Origin of the sequence: Hoyosella sp. YIM 151337 (genome assembly GCF_026041215.1) — a bacterium.
Lineage (GTDB): Bacteria > Actinomycetota > Actinomycetes > Mycobacteriales > Mycobacteriaceae > Hoyosella.
Map to the genome: position 1 here is coordinate 205,688 of NZ_JAPEIQ010000030.1, position 21,438 is coordinate 227,125.

Below are 21,438 nucleotides of genomic sequence, written 5' to 3' on the forward strand. Positions count from 1 at the left end.
TGGCGACCCCCCTTGTGTGTCGCACTTGCGAAGAATAACCCGAAAGTGACCCAGAATACGAATCGAAACGGAAATAAGGGATGAGTCGCTCAAGACGAGCAAAACGGGCCGCTGTGCAGTACAAGCGGCCCGTTTACGCAAAGTCAGCGTCGCGCTGTGAATCTCAGTTCGTTGATGCTTGATTGCATCCGTCCATCGGCTTCACTGAGTTCGTCGATCCAGATCAGCAAATATCGACTTGCCTCTGTGGCGCTCAGTGGAATCCGAGTGACCTCATCCTCAAGAACAGCGGTACCGAGAACATCCGTGGAATTCAGCGTGGGGTCGGTGCTGTCGGCGCTGCGAATTTCGACATTCGACCCCACCCGATCAGTCCGAACCTCCACCTGTGAGATCTCGAAGGCGTCATCGAACGACACGATGAGTCCGACACCGCTCTTGAACGCCGGGAACTGCTGGAAGTACTGGGAAGTCGTCCAGGCGGTGTCAGGGTCACCGTCGATGGCTAGACCAGCACTTCCTGGGTTGTCAGGCTGCTGCTCAGGAGAAAACACCGTCACATTCGAGGGAAACACAGAGAACGTGACTTGACGTGCTTGTCCCTGCGCATCAGGTGCACCTTCCTCCGTGGTGAAGCCTAGAGGCTGTCGCGAGATCGGCGTATTCGGACCCGAACCCATGAGTAGCTGTGTCAGCTGACTGATCGCTATGGTCAAGATCAATACGGTGCCGATCGCAAGTAGCGTAAGCACAGCAACGACGCGGATTGACCGGCGCCGCCGCTCCTCCGGTGTCATCAGGACGGCCTGCGGCTTGATGCGGACGGCGCGGGGCCGCACTTTGGCCTGGCTCGCACGGATTACCGGGATCATGTCGGTCGCCTGATCCGCCATGGTCGCCTGGTCGAGGATTTGCTGCACCGTCGCAGCAGTACGAATGCCACTGCTCGGCTGTAGTGCCCGCAACGCGACAGCCGAAATCTCGTAGGGCACCTCCGGGCGAATACGACGCGGATCAACCGGTGCGCCGTCACTTCCGAGTTCTGCGGCAGGCAGGCCGCCCACCGTTTCCCCAGCTTGCGCGAAGGAGGCGCCGGAATGGCTGCGATCCGCGCGCGCATGCGCGAGAACCGGTCCGGGATCGGCCAGCGGCCAGTGCCCGGTTACGAGCGTGTACAGCGCGGCACCGAGCCCGTGCACATCGGAGTACTGATCAGCATCAGCGGCGGTACCTGGGAATGCGAGGACAGCGTCACCCGCCGAATTGATTCTGATTCGGTCAGGATGGTCAATCGACAGTGCGGTACCGGAGCGGTGGGCCGCTTCAGCCGCGCCGGCCAGCGTCCGGATTGCCCGTGCGGCTCCGGCCGGTGACGGGTTCGTCCGCGCTATCTCACCGAGCGACTGTCCAGGCGTCCACTCAGCAATGACGATGCCGCCAGCACGGCCTTTGACGACATCGAGAACACGCGCAAGGCCTGGTGAATCTAGCTTTGCCAAACGCAGAGTGCGCGCAAGCAGAACATCGTGGCGCTCCCCACCGTGTTCAGACTCCGCAGTCGTGGCGGCGGTGACGAATGTCAGCGCCACATCGCGCTCCAGCTTGAGATCCCAGGCCTGCCAGAAGCGCAACCCGCGCGCGCGGCCATGTTCTTCCACCAGCCGGTAGCGACCCCCGGCCACGATCGTGCCCGGAATCAAACGTGGCCGCCGCGTGCCCGCAGAGCTCGTCAGACCATGATCTTCCTCGTGATGACCTGCACTTTCCGGGGCGTGGGACTCTCCCGCGTGCTTGTCACCCTGCTGTTGTGGGGCCGGAGCGTTCTCCAGCTCTGTCGGGGCGTCAGTTGAGTCCTTCATGTTTATTCCTTCAGCCACACCGGGTGACACGTTCGCACGGGTGTCGGAGTTGCTTTGTTCGCTTTGCTTCGTGTGTTCCGGCCCAGCGTACGGCAGGTTGGGCCGGGAATGAGGGTGCTGTTGCGGAGCGTCTACGGATTCGTTGTTTCCGCTACCGTGCGCGAGCGGCTTAGCCGGCTTTCGGCGCACCCGTCCCACGATGCGAACGACGAGCCCCCACACGAGCTTTACCTCGGGTACCCCCAGTTTGTGGAGGATCGTGAAGGTGACACCGAAAATGATGACGGCTGCGTAGAACACGGCCGCGAAGTCTCCCAGTCGTCCCCAACTCTGGAAGACCTCGTTCGTGCTGAACAGCAGCGTTAGCACCAGCCAGACCGCCGCGCCGCTGACCGCAGCCGCGAAGACGACGAACATCGAGCTGAAGGTGTAGCGAAGCTGCAGTGGCCCGAGACTGCGCCGCAGCAGGAAAGCGCCTACAACGGCGCCCGCCACGAAGCCAGCACCGTTGGCGAAGTGCAGCAACGCCACTACTTGAGAGGGGTCATTCGCGATCTGCGGGGCCAGTAGCGACAGGACAATTTTGACGCTCGTGATACCGACGATGATCAGGTTCGGGATCCATGCTTGATGACGTGCGTAGAAGACGCGGAGGTGCAGCAGCACCAGAGCATAAGGGACGAGGGTGAACGCAGATAATGCCAGGGTATCGCCCAGAACGGAGGCTTCTTCGGGAGTGAAGTTGTTGACCGCGAACACGCCCTGCGCGATCGGGTGCGCGGCCACCATCAGGAAGATGATCACCGGAATGAGCGCGACCATCGTGATGCGAGTCGCCGTCGTCAGATCGTTGACGACGGCTCTATTGTCACCAGCGGCCGCATTGCGGCTCATCCGCGGCATGATTGCGGTGAGGATCGCGACGCCCAACACGCCGTATGGCACCTGTAGAAATAGCCATACGGTCGTGTAGATCAAAGCTGCGCCCTCGGAGGATCCGGACGCGACATTCATTGTGACGATAAGCCCAAGCTGGCTGATCGCCACGTACACGATGATCGCGAGCGCCATATTGCCGAACTTCTTGAGGCGGTCGTCGAGACCCCAAAGCGGCCGCAACGGGACGTTGGCACGCCGTAGGGCCGGCCACAACACGAGCACTTGTGCGACGACGCCGAGCGTCGTCCCAACCCCAAGGAAGAGAACTTCTTGCGCAGAGAGGTCGTCGGGCTGGTTCCAGATGACGTAGTAGCCGGCGAGCGTCGCGATCGCGATGATGTTATTGACGACGGGGGCCCAGGCGCCGGGCCCGAACACGCCGCGAGTGTTGAGTACGGCCGCGAAAACGGCCGTTAGCCCATAGAACATGATTTGCGGCAGCAAGAGGTACGCGAAAGCCGTGGCCAGACCTTCGTGTACCACAGACTCGGTTTTGTTGAGGATCAGCCTCACCAGCAGCGGCGCGCACAGGGTTGCCACGACAGTCGCACCCAGCAGGATTGTGCCTGCCAGTGTGATCAGCTGGCGAGTGAAGCGTTCACCGCCGTCCGCGTCCTCGCGTTCGGCACGCACGAGTACCGGCACGACGATCGCCGCGAGAACCGCACCAAGTACAAGTTCCGCGACCATGTTCGGTAACTGATTCGCGACGCTGAATGCGTCTCCTGCGATGGCACCAAGAACGCCAACAAGCAGCACCGTACGGATGAGTCCGGTCACACGGCTGATGAACGTGGGGATCGCCATGGAGCCGGTCGACCGAAGCAGCGTCCGATCATCATTCCTGTTCGCGGGCGGGCCTCCCGGAGCTGCGGGCATGTCGCCGGGCAGCTGCGGACCAGCGGTAAGGCCGTTTTTACCAGGCCCGGTCACGGGCGCGGTCGGGGCAGCGGGCATGTCCGCGGTCATGGGTTTCGGGGTGGTCTTACTGGCAGATGCGTGCGCCTGCGGCACGGGCGCCGGCGTACCCAGAGCGGTTGGCCGTGCGTCCCGTGCTCGTGACTGCGGGAGGGTGTGGCCGCGCTCGTGACGGTGGGTAACGCGCGCACTCCGACGGTAGAGGGATTCCGGGTACCGTTCCCACGGGGCGCGCGAGGTTGCCGATGGCACCGGTGGCGCCGAGCCGGACTCGGTAGTGTCATCGCTGACGCCGTCTTCGCTGCGCGAAACGGAGCCGTCGTACGGCGTGCCATCCGTCATGGGTGTTCGTGACCTTCATCAGCAGGATCGGGCTGACCGCGGAAGCGATGCCACAGCCGGCGTCCAGCGAGCGCCAGCAGCAGCGCCCCGGCGCATGCGGTCAGGATCGTCATTATTTGTCCGTACGCGGTGGAGCGTACCGATATGCGGATGGCTTCTCCGAGTACATGGTGGTCCGGTGTGGTGAGTTGAATATCGACCGCGAACTGTCGCGTGTGACTCACCTCCGTGGGGATAGAGAGTTGGCGATGACTGCGGGCCGGCAATTGCTCGACGCCGAGGTCGACGATATTCACCCCGGGCGGGGCTGAAGTCAGTAGTCGCACCTGCACAGGAACTGGCAGGTCGTTACGAGCGACCAGCAATAACGGGCTCTGCCCTGAAGCCAGTGTGTACACACCCCCCGGATTCAGCACCGTGACTTGAGTGTGCAGGTAGTTCAGCGTCTCTTGCACCGCGGTAAGCCGCAAGCGCGCGGCACTGTCAGCGGCGGCATGACTCGTACTGCCGTCAGCATCTATCACCCGACGATCCGCCGCACTGAGCGCGCGCAGTAGGTCCCCCCACAGCGGCGCTAGGTAAGCCTCCGGAGTCAACGGGTTTGCCGGATCGGCGACCAATGCGGAGCGCAGATGCTCGAGCTTGCTGGTGGTAGCGCTAAGAGGCTCGAGCACGTCGTCGGCGATCCGGTCGGCATCGTTTTGGGTGGGATACTGCACGATCGCGTCCGGGTTGTCCCCGCGCGCGGCTTCGGCCGCGATGTCACCGAGAAACGCAGGTGCGATCAGGCCGGCGCCGATCAGATCCGCCAGGGTTCGCAACAGGGCTGAACCCTCGGTTGGATCGAGCTCCCAGTTCTGTGGCGGCACGACGAGCAGGGGTTCAGGGACTTCAGTACCGTTTTGCGGATCGTCCGCGACGGCAGGAGCAAGCGCGGGCCAAACAAGGGCGCCGAGGCCATCATGCATTCGCTGGATTCGTGGCACCTCGGCGGCAGCCCGGGCGTCACCCGTCACGAACGAAGGCACCTGTGGTGCCCCGCCCACCGCGGCCATTGCGCTGGCTGTGACGGGGTCGAACAGCGCGGCGGACAGTGCCCGATCGGGCTGGCTGGCAGTCGGCAAACTGATCCGCGCAAATGCCCTTCGTTGCTCGTCAGAAGTAGTCTGGACCACTTGGTTGCGCGCCAGCAGCACGGTGCCACCGATGGTGCTCGCGAGCATGCCCGCGCTCCGCTCGCTGAGCAGCCCCGCCTCGGGCAGTGTCACTGACCGAACCGGCTCTGCGCCGAGTACAGCCGCGAGAATGTCGTCGGGCGCCACGAGCGCCTGGGCGGAGAAGCCTGCATTGCCGAGCCGTGCGATGGCTTCGAGGTCGACTTGCGCATACGGCAGCGAGACCGTGCAGATTTCACCCGCGAGGGCACGGAGGCGTTCGAGCCACTCCGCTGCAGCTTCAGTGCCCGTCCCCGGCCGCGTCGGTCCGATCGGGTCGTTCGGATCCATGAGTACCTGGTAGCCCCGCTGCATCGCGTCCACAGCAATAAGGAGATCAGGATCGATCGCGAGGCACAGCGCGTCGGCGACTTGCGCGGCAGAAGGCGCTCCCCGCGCGGTGGCCTCTTCTACGGATCGCAGTGCGGTGTCGAGCCGCCCCCCGGCCCGTATTGAATCGGCGAGGGAATCATCGAGCAGCCGTGTATTGCGCACATCACCGGTGCCGCCCGGGGCGATCCGGGGCGTTTCGGCGAGCGGCCAGAGCATCGTTAGAGGCAACGGGTCACGCGCCGTCGGCGCGACCGGTGCCTCGGAGACCGCAGCTGCTCCGCTCGCCGTGTTGGGCGAGTCGGTATCCGGGGCCGCGGACTCGCTGTCGGATCGGGGAAGGCCCAGCACGGGAAGCAGGAACCGGGCCTCGTCCGAGCGCAGGCCCGCACCCGTAACGGTCGCAGCAGTGGTGCTAACGAGAAGCGGATACACGCCGGGCTGAGCGATGTGCAGCGCGTTGCCTGCTTCGGAGCGGTAAGGAAAGGTGATCGTGAAACGCGCAGACTCCCCAGGTTCAAGCTCGGTGGCAACAGGAACAGTCGGCGTTATTATGCGGTAGTCCGCCTCTGTCAGGTTCGCTGTGCGCCGGAGCTCTGGCTGGGAGCTCACTGCAGCGGCGCGCTGCAGCCGGACAGCAACGGTGCGTAAGGTGCCCGAAGTGGTGTTCGTGATGGTGCCCGTAACTACCAGGGTGGGGGCCGAATCCACTGTAACCACCGCGGGTGAGATCGAATCGAGAGTGACGCTGAGCGGTGCGAGAGCAGCTCCGTCCGTGTCGATTACTCCGTCGGGTTGCGCGCCGGCAGTTATCGGCGCGCCGGCGAGGAGGATGACCAAACCAGCCAGAAACGCGCAGAGCGTCCGGCACGCGTTTCGACGGGAGCTGCCTGGGAGCCTCGCGGTGCCGGGCAGCGGTGTATCCAGTGATGTCATGTCGATGGTTGATCCGGCTTTTCCGGGAGCTGCGCTGCTGGGCGACCTGCTGGTGGTTTGCGTGGCCGGGCGTGCTCAGCAGGATCGGTATTTGCTGCGCCGCTCGCATCGTCGTGATCAGGCATGACGGCGTTCGCAGCGTCTGCTGCCAGCGTGCGCAGGCCGTCGAGAGATGATGCCATGCTGGCGATGAGTTCTGCGGCAAGGCGCGCCAGCTTGCGCTCGTCTGCGTATGCGAGGCGGGAATCGAGTTCTGAGAGCGGGACCCATGCGACCTCAGAAACCTCGAGATCGGCGTCGGATAGCTCCCCGCCGAGGAACCGCATGAGGAAGTGGTGCACTGTCTTATGGACGCGCCGCCCCTCGGTGACGAACCAGTAATCGATACTTCCGAGCGATGCAAGTACCCGGCCCTGAATGCCGGTTTCTTCAGCGACTTCCCGCATCGCGGTTTGCTCCGCGGTTTCACCTCGTTCGATATGCCCTTTCGGCAGCGACCAGAGTAAGCGGCCCCGCCGGTCGAGCCGTCCGATCAAAGCGGCGCGCAGCTTGTCGCGCCCCCCTTCCCATCCAGTGATGACGAGGCCTCCAGCGGAAGTTTCGCGCACTGTGCGGAGGCGGCGGCCCCGATTACTGCGGTGCTGGCCCGCTGTGGCGGGAGCCGGAGGCTTTGGGCGAGGCTTAGGCGTGGGGACGGAGCCGTTCTTAGCGCCTGCCTGTGTACTGTCAGACTTGCGTTCGGCTGAATGCGCCGACAGGCCAGGGTGCTTGTCTCTGTCGACGGTCGACTCAGAACTACTCGTGGAGGGCGTGCCCGGCTGTTCCTGAGCCGCGTGGCGCTGCCCGCGCCCGCCCCGGCGCCTGGGCCGGCGGCGGCGCGACTGCGGGTGCGCGGCTCGTTCATCGGGGGACACTTTGTCATGGTAGCCGGAAGCATGCGTTCACCCGGTCAAGTAGCGTATGCCTGGCGTGCGCAGCATAGTGATCTGCGTAAATCACGTTCCGCGGCGCGTGAACGTGGGTGCCTGTCGATCAACCCACCACGGCCAACAATAGCCAGCATCACAAGTAACGGTAGGGTGTCTTGGCGTGGTTCCACTGGCGAACGATGGCACATACCCCGGAAACGCTGCGTCAGAAAGGCTGGCGGCGGCGGCCGTCGCGCTGCGCAAGTATGATTCGCTGCTTGCCGAACTCGGCGCACGTTTCGGTGCGATGGGTAGCGAACTGCACCTCGTGGGCGGCTCGGTGCGTGATGCCCTCCTGGGCCGCCTGGGCACGGACCTGGACTTCACCACGGACGCACTGCCGGAGGCTGTCCGCGAGACTCTTCTCGGCTGGGCGGACGCCGTCTGGGATACCGGTATCGCGTTCGGCACGGTCAGCGCCCACAAGGGGGGCGTGCAGATCGAGATCACCACCTACCGTGCGGATTCGTACGACCGAATCGGGCGCAAACCGGACGTCAACTATGGGAGTTCGCTGCGCGATGACCTGGTTCGCCGCGACTTCCGCGTCAATGCGATGGCGGTCGAAATCACAGTGGCTGGCATTGGTGAATTCGCCGATCCGCTGGGTGGTTTGAACGACCTGGCCGCTGGTGTTCTCGACACACCTGGCGCGCCGGAGGATTCGTTTCACGATGATCCGCTGCGCATGCTGCGTGCGGCGCGATTCGTGGCTCAGCTCGGGTTTACGCTGTCCGCACGTGTCGACGCCGCGATCAGGGATATGTCGGAGCAGATCAACCGGGTGACGGCGGAGCGCATTCGGGCTGAGCTCGACAAGCTTATGCTCGGCGCTGACCCTATTGCCGGCATCGAGGTCCTTGTTAACACTGGCATCGCCGATCGTGTCCTGCCGGAAGTACCGGCAATGAAGCTGGAGATAGACGAACACCATCAGCACAAGGACGTCTACGCGCATTCGCTGACAGTGCTGCGGCAGGCTATGGAGCGGGAGGACGATGGCCCGGACCTGGTGCTGCGCTGGGCAGCGCTCTTGCACGACATCGGTAAACCGGCGACGCGAAAGCACGAGCCAGGAGGCGGTGTCAGTTTCCACCATCACGAGGTGGTTGGAGCAAAGATGACGCGCAAGCGCATGCGCGCGCTGAAATACCCAAAACAGCTAATCGAAGATGTTTCGAGGCTGGTGTACTTGCATCTGCGGTTCCATGGTTATGGACGGGGCCAGTGGACGGATTCTGCTGTGCGCCGCTACGTCACTGACGCCGGCCCGCTCCTCAGCCGCTTGAATAAACTCGTTCGGGCGGATTGCACCACTCGTAACAAGCGGCGCGCTATGGCCTTGCAGCGTGCGTACGATGACTTAGAGCAGCGCATTTCCGTTATTCAGGAGCGCGAGGATCTGGCCCGGATCCGGCCTGACCTTGACGGCAACGCGATCATGGAGCTCCTCGGTCTTTCCCCCGGCCCTGAGGTGGGTATGGCGTGGAAGTTCCTCAAGGAGTTGCGACTCGAGCGGGGACCCCTCAGCCGGGAGGAGGCGGAGGAAGCCTTGCTCGATTGGTGGCACAGCAAACCGCGGGCGGACTGACATCTGTTAGCTGCGCCGCCACCATCTTCGGGCGGGTGGACGTCGCCGCGCATTGAGAGCGATCCCCACAAGGGCGAGGCAATAAATGACGGCGCCGCCGTATACCAGTGACACAGACCTTCCGTCTGGGGCGACGAATGCGGCCGCCACCGCTATCGCGGCGACGAACGCGGCGTTGAACACCATGTCCTGCAGTGCGAAGACCCGGCCCCGTTTGTCATCGGTGATCTCGATCTGCATCGCGGCATCGCTGCAGAGTTTGATCGACTGACCAGCGATCCCTAACAGAAACGCTGCAAGGATCAGGGCGTCCTGCTCGAGTATGCGGACGAAGGCAAGTTGCGTGGTCAGTGCGAGGGCGACACCGAACACAATGGTGCGGGTCCGGCCGAGCAAGGGAATCAGGAAGGGGACGAGAACGGCCGCGAGCACCATGCCGCTGGCCGCTGCTGCGATCGCCAGACCGAATCCCGCGAGGCCACCAGGAAGGACGAGTGAACCCTCCGGGTCTTGCAGGATTAGCACCATAATCAGCGTGTTGATGCCGAATACGATGCGGTGTGCCCCCAGTGCCGAAAGGGCCGTGGTGACGCCTGGCGCGTCCCATACCGCGCGGGCGCCCGTCACGAGTCCTCTGGCGACGGCGGCGGCCTCAGTTCGCCAGGCTCGCGCCGAGCGGGCGAGGATCAGGGTGACGCGTCCTGGACCCAGTGCGCCTGCGCGGAACCCCCAGGCAGCGACGCCTGCCGCGACGGGTGCGACTACCGAAGTGGCCGTCGCGATTCCGGACCCAAAGTCCCCCTCCCCCACCACCGCGACAACGGCAATCGAAGCTGCCGCCCCAAGCCCCGCGAACCCGGCGCCGAGGGTGACGAGGACAGCATTCGTCGGGACGAGATATCGTGCGGCGACCACATTTGGCAGCGACGCCGAGAGCCCGGCCAGAACGAATCGGCTAACGCCGATCGCGCCGAGTGCGATCAGAAGCAGCGTCGGTCCGTTGAGTGACGCGAACAGGACCGCGCTGGCCGCCAGGACGAGCACACATCGAACCACAGCTGCCCAGATGAGCACATTGCGGCGGTCCCACCGATCGAGCATTGTGCCAATGAACGGCCCAATGGCCGAGTAGGGCAGCAAGAGGACAACGAAACCCACCGCGATCGCTGCGGGCTCCGTCTGGCGTTCCGGGTTAAACAGGATCGCGCCGCCCAGAGCGGCCTGGAAAAACCCATCGCCAAACTGGTTTACCCAGCGTACGAAGGCGAGCCGGAGCAATCCCGGCGAGTGACGCAGCGCGTCAGCAAACTCGGATAGCCGACTTGTCACGCGCTTCCTGCCTCCCGCCCTGGTATCGGGCCCGATTGTCTCATCCAGTACGGCGAGCGGTTTCGGTCAGCGAATTCTCCTACAGACACCGCGTTCGTTACGAACGCGCCGCCCTCCGGTGCCATGATAGGGATGTGTCGAGCTGGGAGGATCCCGAGGACTATCGGGCAAGACTTGATCGGACCGTGACGCCGGGAAGTCTCCTGCTGGCGTCAACCGAATTGCTAGAGCCGACCTTTCGGCGCACGGTCATATACATCATCGAGCACAACGAATCGGGCAGCCTTGGCGTGGTGCTGAACCGTCCCAGTGAGACGGCAGTGCATAACGTGCTGCCCCAATGGAGCGGGCTGTCGGCGCGGCCGAAGGCACTGTTTATCGGAGGCCCGGTGAAACGCGATTCTGCGATGTGTCTCGGGATCTTGAAACCAGGTGCGCTGCTGCGTGGCGTGGACGGGATACGTGCAATAGAAGGCCGCACGGTGATGGTTGATCTTGATGCGGAACCAGAGCACATCGCGCCAATCGTTGAGGGCGTACGCGTCTTCGTTGGCTACGCTGGCTGGACGACGGGTCAGCTCGATTCGGAGCTGGCACGTGACGATTGGATGGTCATGCCCAGCCTGCCCGCGGACGTGCTCTCCCCTGCCCGGGCGGATTTGTGGGGCCGGGTACTCCGACGCCAATCAGCCCCGCTGTCGATGCTCGCCACCCACCCGATTGAGCTCGATCGCAATTAGTCACGCACACCTCGCGACCGCGCGGTCAAGTGCAGAAACCGCTGCATCGAGCTCGTCGGCAGTGACGGCGAGCGACGGGCGGAAGCGGATACTGCGTTCGCCACAGCCGAGGAGGAAGACGCGCTCTCGGCGCTGAACATCAGCGAGAACACGGTCACGCACACCCCTGCTCGCGAGCGTGACCGCACACATCAAGCCCCGTCCGCGCGGGTCGGAAAGTACAGCGTGCTTGCGGGCGAGACCGGCGAGGGACCGCTGGAGATGGGCGCCGAGTTCTGCTGCTTTCTCGATGAGCCCGTCGGCTTCGATGACCTCGAGAATGCGTCGGCACCGCACCATGTCGGTAAGGTTCGCTCCGAAGGTGGAGTTGATGCGTGAACTGACCGTGAAGACGTTATCGGGTTCGTCATCGATGCGGCCCCCGGCCATGATTCCGCTGACATGAGCCTTCTTACCAAATACAACGATATCGGGTTCGAGCCCGAGTTGCTGATAGGCCCACGGCGTGCCGGTGAGGCCGCACCCCGTCTGGACCTCGTCGAGAACAAACAATGCGTCGTACTGGTGGCACAGTGCCTGCATTCCCTTGAGAAAACGGGCGCTCAGGTGGTGATCACCCCCCTCGCCCTGTATTGGCTCGGCAATGAAACAGGCGATGTCATAAGGGTGTTGCGCGAACGCCGCCCGGGCCTGCCCGAGCGCCTGCTCTTCGAGTTTGGCCACGTCACGCAGGTGCCCGTTGCGATCGGTACCTGGATAGGGGGACAGAATTCGTGGCCATTCGAATTTGGGGAAGCGATCCGTTTTGACTGGTTCGGTATTAGTTAGCGAGAGCGTATAGCCGGATCGTCCATGGAAGGCATCCGTGAGATGCAAAACGCGGGAACCAAAGGCCCGGTTCTGACCGCGCGATTCATTACGCCGGCTCTTCCAGTCGAAGGCCGCCTTGAGTGCGTTTTCCACTGCATTCGCGCCACCGTCAATAAAGAACAGATGCGGTAATCGGGTGTCACCGACAACCCGGGCGAAAGTCGCCACGAAATGCGCCATCGGAATGCTGTACATATCCGAATTCGAGGGCTTATTCATGGCCGCTTGAAGTAATTCCTCCCGGAAGCCGGCATCATTCGCGAGTGCCGGATGGTTCATGCCGAGGGCCGACGATGCGAAAAAGGTGAACATATCCAGGTATTCAGTGCCATCTCGTGCATCCACGAGCCACGATCCGTGTGATCGATCGAGATCGAGGACGAAGTCAAAACCGTCGGCGAGCATCCATTTGGAAATGATGCCGTGGACGTCGTGCGCTTCCGGGACCATCTACCCATGGTAGTGCGGCGGCGCCCCTCCCCTCCCCCGTTATGCAAACTAGAGCCGGTCGCCCGCCGGGCACTGCTCATGGAACGCCCGGGCACCAGATCGGGCGGCAGACCGGGCACCCCCGCCCGTGGTCGGGTGACCGGACATGCGCTAGCCGCCTGAGGGTGCCCGCTGCGGGCAGGTGCCGGTCGGCAGGGTGCCCGTGTGCATGACCGGTCACGTTCCTGGGCCTTGATCGAGCGCCCCATAGAAACGGAAATTCCTGGTCAGGCCGGATGACCGGGGGACTCCGCGGCCCGACCGAGCCGTGAAGCCAGAATCGCACAGACGACGAGCTGTATCTGGTGGAAGATCATCAACGGCAGGACAATCAGCCCGACAGCTTGTCCGGAGAAGAGAACTGTGGCCATCGGCAGACCGCTCGCGAGCGACTTTTTGGAACCGCAGAACAGGATGACTATCTGATCCGCGCGCGTGAAGCCGAGGAACCGGCCGGCGAGAGCCGTAAGGATGAGCACAACGCTGAGGACAATAGAGGAGAGAAACACGACCACGATCACCTGCTGGGCATTCACAATCTGCCAGATTCCTTCGCGCATGCTCTCGCTGAACGCGGCATAAACCACCAGAACAATCGACGCACGATCCACCAGCCTAGTGGGGCGCGCGTGTTTTATAAGAAAGCCACCGACGTACGGGCGTGCAAACTGACCGACGATGAAGGGCAGGAGAATTTGAAGAACGATGTTGACGATGGCACTCGGACTGACTTGGGCATGCCCGGTGGTATTCATTAGCGCTATGACCAGCAGCGGGGTCAGGAGAACGCCGAGAAGATTCGAGGCCGACGCGCTGACAATTGCGCCGGCGACATTGCCGCGGGCGATCGACGTGAAAGCAATGGACGACTGAACAGTCGACGGCAGCAGGCAAAGAAAGAGAAATCCCGCGTATAAGCCAGGGGTCAGGACAGCAGGTTCGAGAAACTGCAGACTGATTCCTATAAACGGGAAAATCGCAAAAGTCGTGAACAGAACAACCAAATGCAATCGCCAATGGCCTAGGCCCTTCAGTGCATCGCTCGGCGCTATCCGGGTGCCGTATAAGAAGAACAGGAGGGCGATACAGGCGCGCATCGTCCATAGCGTGATTGTTTCCCACACGCCGGTCGCGGGAAATATGCTCGCGACTACGACAGCTGCGAATATCGCGAGGATGAATCCATCAATTCCGTAGCGGGCGAGTCTGTTCACTTCAACAAACCTAGTGCCAGCGTTAGTGGTATGTCGTGCGAAATTCGTCACTGTGGCCGTATAGCAGATGAGTCACGTGACGAATCTAAAGGCTGTGCGAGGTGTCCGCTCTGTTGCCGCAGCTGAGACTGAATCGCGTGATTCCATCGCGACCTGCGTGTGACACAACCGTTGCGGGCGGGATGTGGCTGCCCGCGAGCATGCCCGTGGCGCCTCCGAGCGCTGTCCGGTCATGTCCGGATCTGAATTAGCTCTGGTCGGAGCACTGATCGCCGGGGGAGCACGCCGCAGCGAGCGAGCACCCGCCGCACGTTGAGCAGCCAGACGAGGATGGCTGCGGCATCCGCCGTGCGGCGCTGATACCCATGTTCGCACCCGCACCAGCCACCACAACGGCGGCGACCACGGTGACAACTACCACGATCGCCCCAACCCACCCACGCAAAATCAGACCGGTTACGCCACCGAACGTGAGGATGGTCGCGGCGCCAATCATGGTGGGCGCGGCAACCTTGTTGGCGAGGCTGAAAGTGGCGTCGTCACGCATCGTTTCTGGGGCCCGGACGCCGAAGAATCGGTTGCGCGGGAGACGCTGAAGTGCGCCCGCAATACCTGACGTCAGTAGGTAGGCAGCAAAGAGGAACAGCACGATTGCAGCGACTAGCACCGCACCAGCATACGGTGGATGCGGCCAGAGTCGGAATCTGGGGAGACATGCCAGTAGGCTTAGCGGGGCATCGTGTTCGCATTCAGGCGGACGCATCGGCGTAACGACTCGGTAGGTAGACAGTCACAGTGAGTGATACAGGGACAGACACCAGGGCGGGCACTAATGAAGCCGCGCGCGATCTCACGCCGCCGTTCCGCTACACAGCTGAATTGGCAGGCGAGATAGAACGCCGCTGGCAGGCCCGGTGGAACGAACTGGGTTCTTTTCACGCACCCAACCCAGCCGGCCCGCTGGCGGGGGAGGTGCCGGACGACAAGCTCTTTGTACTTGACATGTTCCCGTATCCGTCGGGTGCTGGACTGCACGTTGGGCATCCGCTTGGTTTCATCGCGACGGATGTCTACGCGCGGTACCACCGCATGCGTGGCCACAACGTGCTGCACACAATGGGGTTCGACAGTTTCGGGCTGCCAGCCGAGCAGTACGCCGTGCAGACGGGTACGCATCCCAGAACGACGACCGAAGCCAATATCGAGCGCTACCTCGCACAGATCCGAAGGTTGGGGCTGGGTCACGATGAACGTCGCCGCGTTGCGACCACGGACACGGAGTTCTACCACTGGACACAGTGGATCTTCCTGCAGATTTATAACGCATGGTACGACCACGACCTTGGTCGGGCACGCCATATCGATACCCTGATCGGTCAGTTCGAGTCAGGTGCCCGGGCAGTGCCCGGGGGGCGGCCGTGGGCAGTGCTCACGGCGGCCGAGCAGCATGCGGTCTTAGAGGACTATCGGCTGGTCTACCATTCGAATGCGCTTGTCAACTGGTGCCCGGGCTTGGGCACAGTGCTGGCAAATGAGGAAGTGACAGCTGATGGCCGCAGCGAGCGCGGGAACTTCCCCGTTTTCCGGAAACATCTGCAGCAGTGGATGATGCGTATCACCACGTATGCGGACCGGTTGCTCGACGATCTCGATTTGCTTGACTGGCCGGACAAGGTCAAGACAATGCAGCGTAACTGGATAGGTCGCTCGCGGGGAGCGAACGTGGAATTCGCCACACCGCTTGGCCGCGACATCGAAGTCTTCACGACTCGGCCGGACACGCTTTTTGGCGCTACCTATATGGTCCTCGCTCCGGAGCACGACATGGTGGACGCACTAGTCGCTGACAGGTGGCCCGACGACGTGGATTCACGGTGGACGGGGGGAGCGCGCACGCCCTCGGCCGCGGTATCCGCGTACCGTGCGGCGATCGCGTCGAAATCGGATCTCGAACGTCAAGAGAACAGGGACAAGACCGGCGTATTTCTGGGGACGTATGCGACGAACCCAGTCAACGGTCATGAGATCCCGGTATTCATCGCGGACTATGTCCTCACGGGCTATGGGACGGGTGCCATCATGGCTGTTCCCGGCCACGACGAGCGTGACTTCGAGTTCGCGACGGCATTCGGCCTCGAAATCGTGCGCGTCGTTTCGCAGCCGGGAGTTGACCCGAACGCCCCGCTCGAGGCGGCGTATGCGGGTGACGGTGTGGCGGTGAACTCCGCTAACGCTGAAGGTCTCGATATCAATGGCTTAGCAGTCGAGGCGGCGAAATCCCACATGATCGCCTGGCTCGAGCAGCGTGGCCGGGGCAAGGGGACAGTGCAGTACAAACTGCGCGACTGGCTTTTCGCGCGGCAGCGATACTGGGGTGAGCCATTCCCGATCGTTTATGACGAGGACGGTGTGGCACATGCGCTTCCAGAGTCAATGCTGCCAGTGGAGCTCCCGGCTCTGAGTGACTACGCCCCGGTGACGTTCGATCCCGACGATGCGAGTTCGGAGCCGTCTCCGCCGCTGGCCAAGGCTGCGGATTGGGTCAACGTCGAACTCGATCTGGGTGACGGGCTAAAGAAGTACCGGCGGGACACCAACGTGATGCCGCAATGGGCTGGTAGTTCCTGGTACCAGTTGCGCTATATCGACCCCACAAACTCGGACGAACTGTGCGCAAAGGAGAACGAGGCGTACTGGGTTGGTCCGCGCCCAGAGATACATGGGCCACGCGATCCAGGTGGCGTTGACTTGTACGTCGGGGGTGTCGAACATGCGGTGCTGCATCTGCTCTACGCGCGCTTCTGGCACAAGGTGCTCCACGACCTCGGGCACGTAACGTCGAGCGAGCCTTATCGTCGGCTCTTCAACCAGGGGTATATCCAGGCTTTCGCCTACACCGATTCTCGTGGCGTTTATGTGGCTGCGGACGAGGTCGAGGAACGCGAAGGCGCATTCTTCTGGAGAAACGTCGACGGTGATGAGGTCGAGGTTTATCAGGAGTACGGCAAGATGGGAAAGAGCCTCAAGAATTCCGTCACTCCTGACGAAATTGCGGAGAACTACGGTGCGGACACGCTCCGTGTCTATGAGATGTCGATGGGTCCGCTCGACGCGTCGCGTCCCTGGGCCACTAAAGACGTGGTCGGTGCGCATCGCTTCTTACAACGAGCATGGCGGCTCGTGGTGGACGAAAGCAGCGGACAGCTTCGCGTAACCAGCGAGGACTTAGACGAGCGCACGCTGCGGATTCTGCACAAGACCATCGCTGGGGTTGACGAGGAGTACGCGTCGCTGCGAATGAACACCGCAGGCGCGAAACTCATTGAGTTGACGAACCACCTCACCAAAGCGTTTCCCAATGGTGCGCCTCGTACCGCTGTGGAACCGCTGGTCTTGATGATGGCTCCGCTAGCTCCGCACACCGCCGAGGAATTGTGGTCGCGGTTGGGGCACGAAAGCCCTCTTGCCCACGGACCCTTCCCGATCGCGGACGAGAACTGGCTGACAGAAGACTCCGTCGAATACCCAATCCAGATCAACGGAAAGGTTCGCGGCCGCGTTACCGTGCCTGCCGATGCGTCCCGTGAGCAAGTCGAAGCTGCGGCTCTGGAGGACAGCAAGATTGCGGGGTTCATTGAGGGACGGACGCCGCGCAAGGTGATTGTTGTCCCGGGAAAAATGGTGAACGTGGTGCTGTAACCTCGCCGGAACCGTCCCGTTTGAGAAGGTGCAGCGTTACCATTTGATCACCTGCACCGTCTCACTCAGCGCGAGGAGTCCGGCCATGAAGAGGGTTGTCGTTCGAGCAGCCGCGGGACTGTCGCTGTCAGCGGGTATCGGCCTGGGATTCGCTGGTGCAGCAGCGGCGGCACCGTCCGTCACTGCATGGGACCTCGGTATCGCGACCGCGGTCGAAATCCACTCTCCGGGACAGCTGTGTATTACTGCCCCGCAAGGTGTGCCGGTCGGCCCATACACGATCATCCCGAAAGTTCTGGTGCCACCAGTCCTCGGTGAGGTCGGTGGTGTGACCGTGGTGTGCGCGCCGGGGGCAGCTGGGCCTGCGGATGTACATTCTGGCATTGGCTACACACCCATCCTCTGACAGCGGATTACCGCTTGATCGGCCGCAAGACGATCTCCGTGGGATGGCAGTCAGCGGGCGTTCGGATCGCGTTGCCGACAGCGAGGGCCACAGTTGACGGCTTGAGAAAGTCGTCAGGCGTGTACTCACTTTTCCCTTCGGCGGCGACGATCGCGCGCTGCATGTCGGTATCGATGCGTCCCGGATGAATTGACGTGACGCGCAGTCGGGGCTCCTCCGCGCGCAGTCCTTCCGCGAACGCACGAAGCGCGAATTTGGAAGCGGCGTAAGCACTCCAATCGGGGCGGACCCTGAGCCCGGCGCCGGAGTTGATGAAGACGACGTGGCCGCCCGCCCTGAGTAGCGCCGGCAAAAGCATTCGCGTGAGGTGGACAACGGCAAACACATTGAGTTCCATCGTGTCGCGCCACGTGTCAAGTGCGGTGTCGGCGATGCTCCCAATTTCCGCATAGCCGGCATTGTGAACTAGAACGTCGAGTTCATCGATTCCCTCGCACGCCGCTGTAACGGCACTAAAATCCGTCAGATCAACCGGCCAGGGCGTGGCATCGGGAAGGTGTCCGGCAAGAGGTTTGAGCGCCTCCGCGTGACGCCCCCCTAGCAGCAATCGGTGCGTAGATTCGAGTTCCTGCGCGATCGCCGCGCCGAGTCCGCGGCTTGCTCCAGTGATGAGTGCGAGAGGCATAAGGCTCAGGCTAGTCGTGGGATGCGACGGGTATCGAAGTGTGACGCGTTTGCGATCGCCGTTCGGAATAATTCTGGGAGTGAGGCGCCTCGGCCTGCTCCCGGGTCACCCTGCCCGCGGGCATGCCCGAATCATTTTTGGTCGGTGCCCGGTCAGGTGATCGACCCAGATAACCCCAGTTGAAACGGATGCTCACGTCCAGATCCGGTCGCCTGCCCGGAGGTTGGGAGCGGGGCAGACGACCGGCCCAGCGGAGGGGGAGAAACGGGAGCGATCAGGAGAAGGGGATTGCGTATGCCCAACCGGATGCATCCCGACGGGCTAGCATGTGCCCAACGAAACGTCCTGCTACAGGAATGTATTGAGGGGGCTTAGGGCATGAAGATTCGGCGAATGGCTGCTGCGGGGGCAAGCGTTGCGGCGCTGACACTGGGCGGATTGTTTTCCGCGGCCGCAGCGGGACAGGCTCAACAGCCAGCGGATTGTCCTTCGCTTCCCATGGGTGTCGCGGGCCTGTCGCTATGCCTCGATGGCGTCGGTGAACATCGCATTGTGATGGACTGCGTCGACCGCGTGTTCCCCCAGATTGGGGGCAGCAGCCACGGCTTCACCACGATGCGAGTGACTGGCCCTTGGATGCCAGTGGGCCAGCCCTCATTCGCAACGTGCTTGGGCGAGGGCGGCATGCTCCCGATCACCCAGACTCTGTGGGTGGAGCGGCGCTAGCCCTTCCACGCCACCACGACGGCGGGCCGGGGTTGCGCATCGCCGCCGTCCGGCCAATGTGATCCGGGGGATTCGGCGGTGTAGTCGTCACTTTCACCGGGGTGCTGCACGCAGACAACCACCCTGTCTTCAGTGACGATAGGCCCACAGGTTTCCGCGCCGACGGGGACGCTCAAAAACTGTTTGGTCTCACCGCGCCGCGGGCCTTGCAGCACCACCGAGAACAGGCCATCGTTCGCGCCAAGTGCGTTCCCGTCGGTGGATATCCAGAGGTTTCCGTAGGGATCGAACGCGACGTTGTCCGGGCATGAGATGGGACTGACTCGGGACTTATCGAAGCCGCCGAAGTACGTATCTGCCGCCGCTGGATCACCACAGACAAGCAGCAGGTTCCATCTGAACGCAGTGCCCGCGTGGTCATCAGTGATTTCGAGTATGTGCCCGTTTTTGTTGTTGTGGCGCGGGTTCGCCTCGTCGGCCGATGGATAGTTATCGGTACCCCGCCTGGTGTTGTTCGTGAGGGCCGCGTAAACCTTTCCGGTCCGGGGATTCGCTTCGATGTCTTCCGGCCGATCCATCTTCGTCGCGCCGACCGTGTCCGCGGCGAGCCGAGTGAACACGGCGACCTCTTGCACCGAGAATCCATCGACGAGGGATTCCGCGGAATCTGCGGAAGCCCGGAGCAGCGGAATCCACTCACCGGTCCCATCGAACGCGCCATCCGAGGGCAATTCGCCGGAGCCATCGATCTCTGCGCTGGGCGAGTTGCCCAGAAATCGTGCGACATAGAGGGTGCCCTCGTCGAGGATCGCCATGTTATGCCGCAGCGCGGACGCGCCATCACCGCGCATTATCTTTCGTGAGGAAACGAACTTGTAGATGTAGTCAAAGCGTTCGTCATCACCCATGTACGCGACAACGGTCCCGTCGGCGGTTACGTGGATGGTCGCGCCTTCATGTTTGAATCGCCCCAGGGCGGTGTGCTTGACCGGAGTGGAAGTGGCGTCCCACGGGTTGATTTCGACGATGTAGCCAAACCGATTCGGTTCGTTCGGCTCTTTGGCCTGGTCGAAGCGCGGATCGTAGTTTTCCCAGCGGCGCTCGGAAGCGGCTCCCGTGATGCCGTACCGTTTGACGCGTGCGCGGGCAGCGTCCCCGCTGATGGTGTCACCGTTCGCGAAGTATTGGTTGAAGTTCTCCTCGCCGGACAGGATCGTTCCCCACGGTGTCACACCGCCCGCACAATTGTTGAGCGTGCCTCGCACGGTTGTTCCGGCCGGGTCCGCGGAGGTCCGGACAAAGTCGCTGCCCGCGGCGGGACCGGTAAGGGTGAACTCGGTCGTCGCGGTGATCCGGCGGCTGAATTCGGAGATGACTGGCGTGAGCTTTCCGGATCCCGCCTCACCGCGCACCTTCAGCACCGAAAGACCGTGTGCTGCCCATGCGATTCGCACTTGTTCTTCAGTGGGTGCTGCTTCGTCGTAACCGTAGAACATTGCTGGTTCAGTGGTGTACTCGTGGTTGACGACGAGCAAGTACTCACTCGCCGCGCCTGGGATCGGCAGTAGTGCTGCGAAGTCGTTGTTGTAACCGAACTGCTTCTCTTGCGCGGCGGCGGTGTGGTTCGCGAAGTCGAACTCTGGCGCTCCGGGCAGTACCGGATCGCCCCAGCGAATCACCACGTCGCTGCTGTAACCCCGGGGCACTACGACGGCGTCTTCAGTGTTTGGCGGGACGGCTTCATAATCGAGGCCGCGCGGCGGGGGAATGTGGTCCAGTGACGAACCCCCAGCTGCCCCGCCAGACCCCGGCTGGGCGGCAGCCGTGCCGGTACTGTGCGCGAATAGCGCGCCGGCACTCAGCATCGTGAGGGCTCCGCCGCGCAGCACAGTGCGCCGATCCAGCGTACGCCGGGCGACGTCGCGGAAATAGGGGTTCTCGGAGGTGTTGGGAATTGGTTGTGCGCACGCATCGCCGCATCGGTACCTGCATGTCAAATGCGACCGGGACGAGGTCCCGTCGTGCGCGACGAAAAGCGAGAGGGGCTGCAGTATCACTAGCGCTCCTGTACGGGATCTCGGGCTGCGAGTTGCACCGGACAGTAGGGAGGCGAAGTAAGCGTCAGGGGGGTGTTCGGTTACCGCGGGAAGTCTAGCGGGGGAACACGACGCCGATACGTCGTA

General features: G+C 62.7%; 14 protein-coding genes. 5 read left to right on the forward strand and 9 right to left on the reverse strand.

The annotated features are described in order from the left end of the window. Window positions 1-143 precede the first annotated feature (143 nt). The 3 genes from murJ to ONR57_RS15990 are packed head-to-tail and all read right to left on the reverse strand — an operon-like array spanning window position 144 to window position 7,452. Complete coding sequence (murJ, locus tag ONR57_RS15980) at window positions 144-4,058, reverse strand: murein biosynthesis integral membrane protein MurJ (RefSeq protein ID WP_265124508.1); 3,915 nt, start codon at window positions 4,056-4,058, stop codon at window positions 144-146. Next, complete coding sequence (locus ONR57_RS15985; protein WP_265124509.1) at window positions 4,055-6,538, reverse strand: DUF2393 domain-containing protein; 2,484 nt, start codon at window positions 6,536-6,538, stop codon at window positions 4,055-4,057. The genes murJ and ONR57_RS15985 overlap by 4 nt, the downstream gene beginning before the upstream one ends. Then, window positions 6,535-7,452 carry an NUDIX hydrolase gene (locus ONR57_RS15990; protein ID WP_374116459.1) on the reverse strand — a complete coding sequence of 306 codons (918 nt, stop codon included), beginning with the start codon at window positions 7,450-7,452 and terminating at the stop codon, window positions 6,535-6,537. The genes ONR57_RS15985 and ONR57_RS15990 overlap by 4 nt, the downstream gene beginning before the upstream one ends. A 175-nt stretch (window positions 7,453-7,627) precedes the next feature. Here ONR57_RS15990 and ONR57_RS15995 point away from each other — a divergent pair, with 175 nt between their 5' ends. Further along, window positions 7,628-9,097 carry a CCA tRNA nucleotidyltransferase gene (locus ONR57_RS15995; protein WP_374116460.1) on the forward strand — a complete coding sequence of 490 codons (1,470 nt, stop codon included), beginning with the start codon at window positions 7,628-7,630 and terminating at the stop codon, window positions 9,095-9,097. 6 nt (window positions 9,098-9,103) lie between these two features. Here the strand turns inward: ONR57_RS15995 and ONR57_RS16000 are convergent, their stop codons facing one another. Beyond that, a complete protein-coding gene (locus ONR57_RS16000) occupies window positions 9,104-10,426 on the reverse strand; it encodes a hypothetical protein (protein ID WP_265124510.1) in 1,323 nt (440 codons plus the stop codon). 134 nt (window positions 10,427-10,560) lie between these two features. On the opposite strand from ONR57_RS16000, the gene ONR57_RS16005 reads away from it, so the two are divergent. Next, window positions 10,561-11,166 (forward strand): YqgE/AlgH family protein, encoded by a 606-nt coding sequence (locus tag ONR57_RS16005; protein WP_265124511.1) that lies wholly within the window; start codon window positions 10,561-10,563, stop codon window positions 11,164-11,166. On the opposite strand, the gene lat is transcribed toward ONR57_RS16005, so the two are convergent. The 3 genes from lat to ONR57_RS16020 all read right to left on the reverse strand — a co-directional run bounded on the left by lat (window position 11,167) and on the right by ONR57_RS16020 (window position 14,406). Continuing rightward, window positions 11,167-12,486 carry an L-lysine 6-transaminase gene (gene lat / locus ONR57_RS16010; RefSeq protein WP_265124512.1) on the reverse strand — a complete coding sequence of 440 codons (1,320 nt, stop codon included), beginning with the start codon at window positions 12,484-12,486 and terminating at the stop codon, window positions 11,167-11,169. It abuts the gene before it with no gap. A 266-nt stretch (window positions 12,487-12,752) separates the two neighbouring features. Further along, window positions 12,753-13,739, reverse strand: a complete 987-nt coding sequence (locus ONR57_RS16015; protein ID WP_265124513.1) for a bile acid:sodium symporter family protein — start codon at window positions 13,737-13,739, stop codon at window positions 12,753-12,755. Window positions 13,740-13,986: 247 nt separating this feature from the next. After that, entirely contained in the window at window positions 13,987-14,406 is a 420-nt protein-coding gene (locus ONR57_RS16020) for an SdpI family protein (RefSeq protein WP_265124514.1), read from the reverse strand. A 128-nt stretch (window positions 14,407-14,534) separates the two neighbouring features. Here ONR57_RS16020 and leuS point away from each other — a divergent pair, with 128 nt between their 5' ends. Together leuS and ONR57_RS16030 are read left to right on the forward strand one after the other, a co-directional pair. Then, the gene (gene leuS / locus ONR57_RS16025) at window positions 14,535-17,438 is read left to right on the forward strand and encodes a leucine--tRNA ligase (RefSeq protein WP_374116461.1); all 2,904 of its coding nucleotides are present in this window, start codon (window positions 14,535-14,537) and stop codon (window positions 17,436-17,438) included. A gap of 85 nt (window positions 17,439-17,523) precedes the next feature. Continuing rightward, window positions 17,524-17,844 (forward strand): hypothetical protein, encoded by a 321-nt coding sequence (locus ONR57_RS16030; protein WP_265124515.1) that lies wholly within the window; start codon window positions 17,524-17,526, stop codon window positions 17,842-17,844. Window positions 17,845-17,851: 7 nt separating this feature from the next. Here ONR57_RS16030 and ONR57_RS16035 read toward each other — a convergent pair whose 3' ends face one another. Further along, window positions 17,852-18,529, reverse strand: a complete 678-nt coding sequence (locus ONR57_RS16035; protein WP_265124516.1) for an SDR family oxidoreductase — start codon at window positions 18,527-18,529, stop codon at window positions 17,852-17,854. A gap of 378 nt (window positions 18,530-18,907) precedes the next feature. On the opposite strand from ONR57_RS16035, the gene ONR57_RS16040 reads away from it, so the two are divergent. Continuing rightward, the gene (locus tag ONR57_RS16040) at window positions 18,908-19,255 is read left to right on the forward strand and encodes a hypothetical protein (protein WP_265124517.1); all 348 of its coding nucleotides are present in this window, start codon (window positions 18,908-18,910) and stop codon (window positions 19,253-19,255) included. On the opposite strand, the gene ONR57_RS16045 is transcribed toward ONR57_RS16040, so the two are convergent. Next, window positions 19,252-21,312 carry a PhoX family phosphatase gene (locus ONR57_RS16045; RefSeq protein ID WP_265124518.1) on the reverse strand — a complete coding sequence of 687 codons (2,061 nt, stop codon included), beginning with the start codon at window positions 21,310-21,312 and terminating at the stop codon, window positions 19,252-19,254. The two genes, ONR57_RS16040 and ONR57_RS16045, sit on opposite strands and share 4 nt — an antisense overlap. Between the last annotated feature and the right edge of the window lie 126 nt (window positions 21,313-21,438).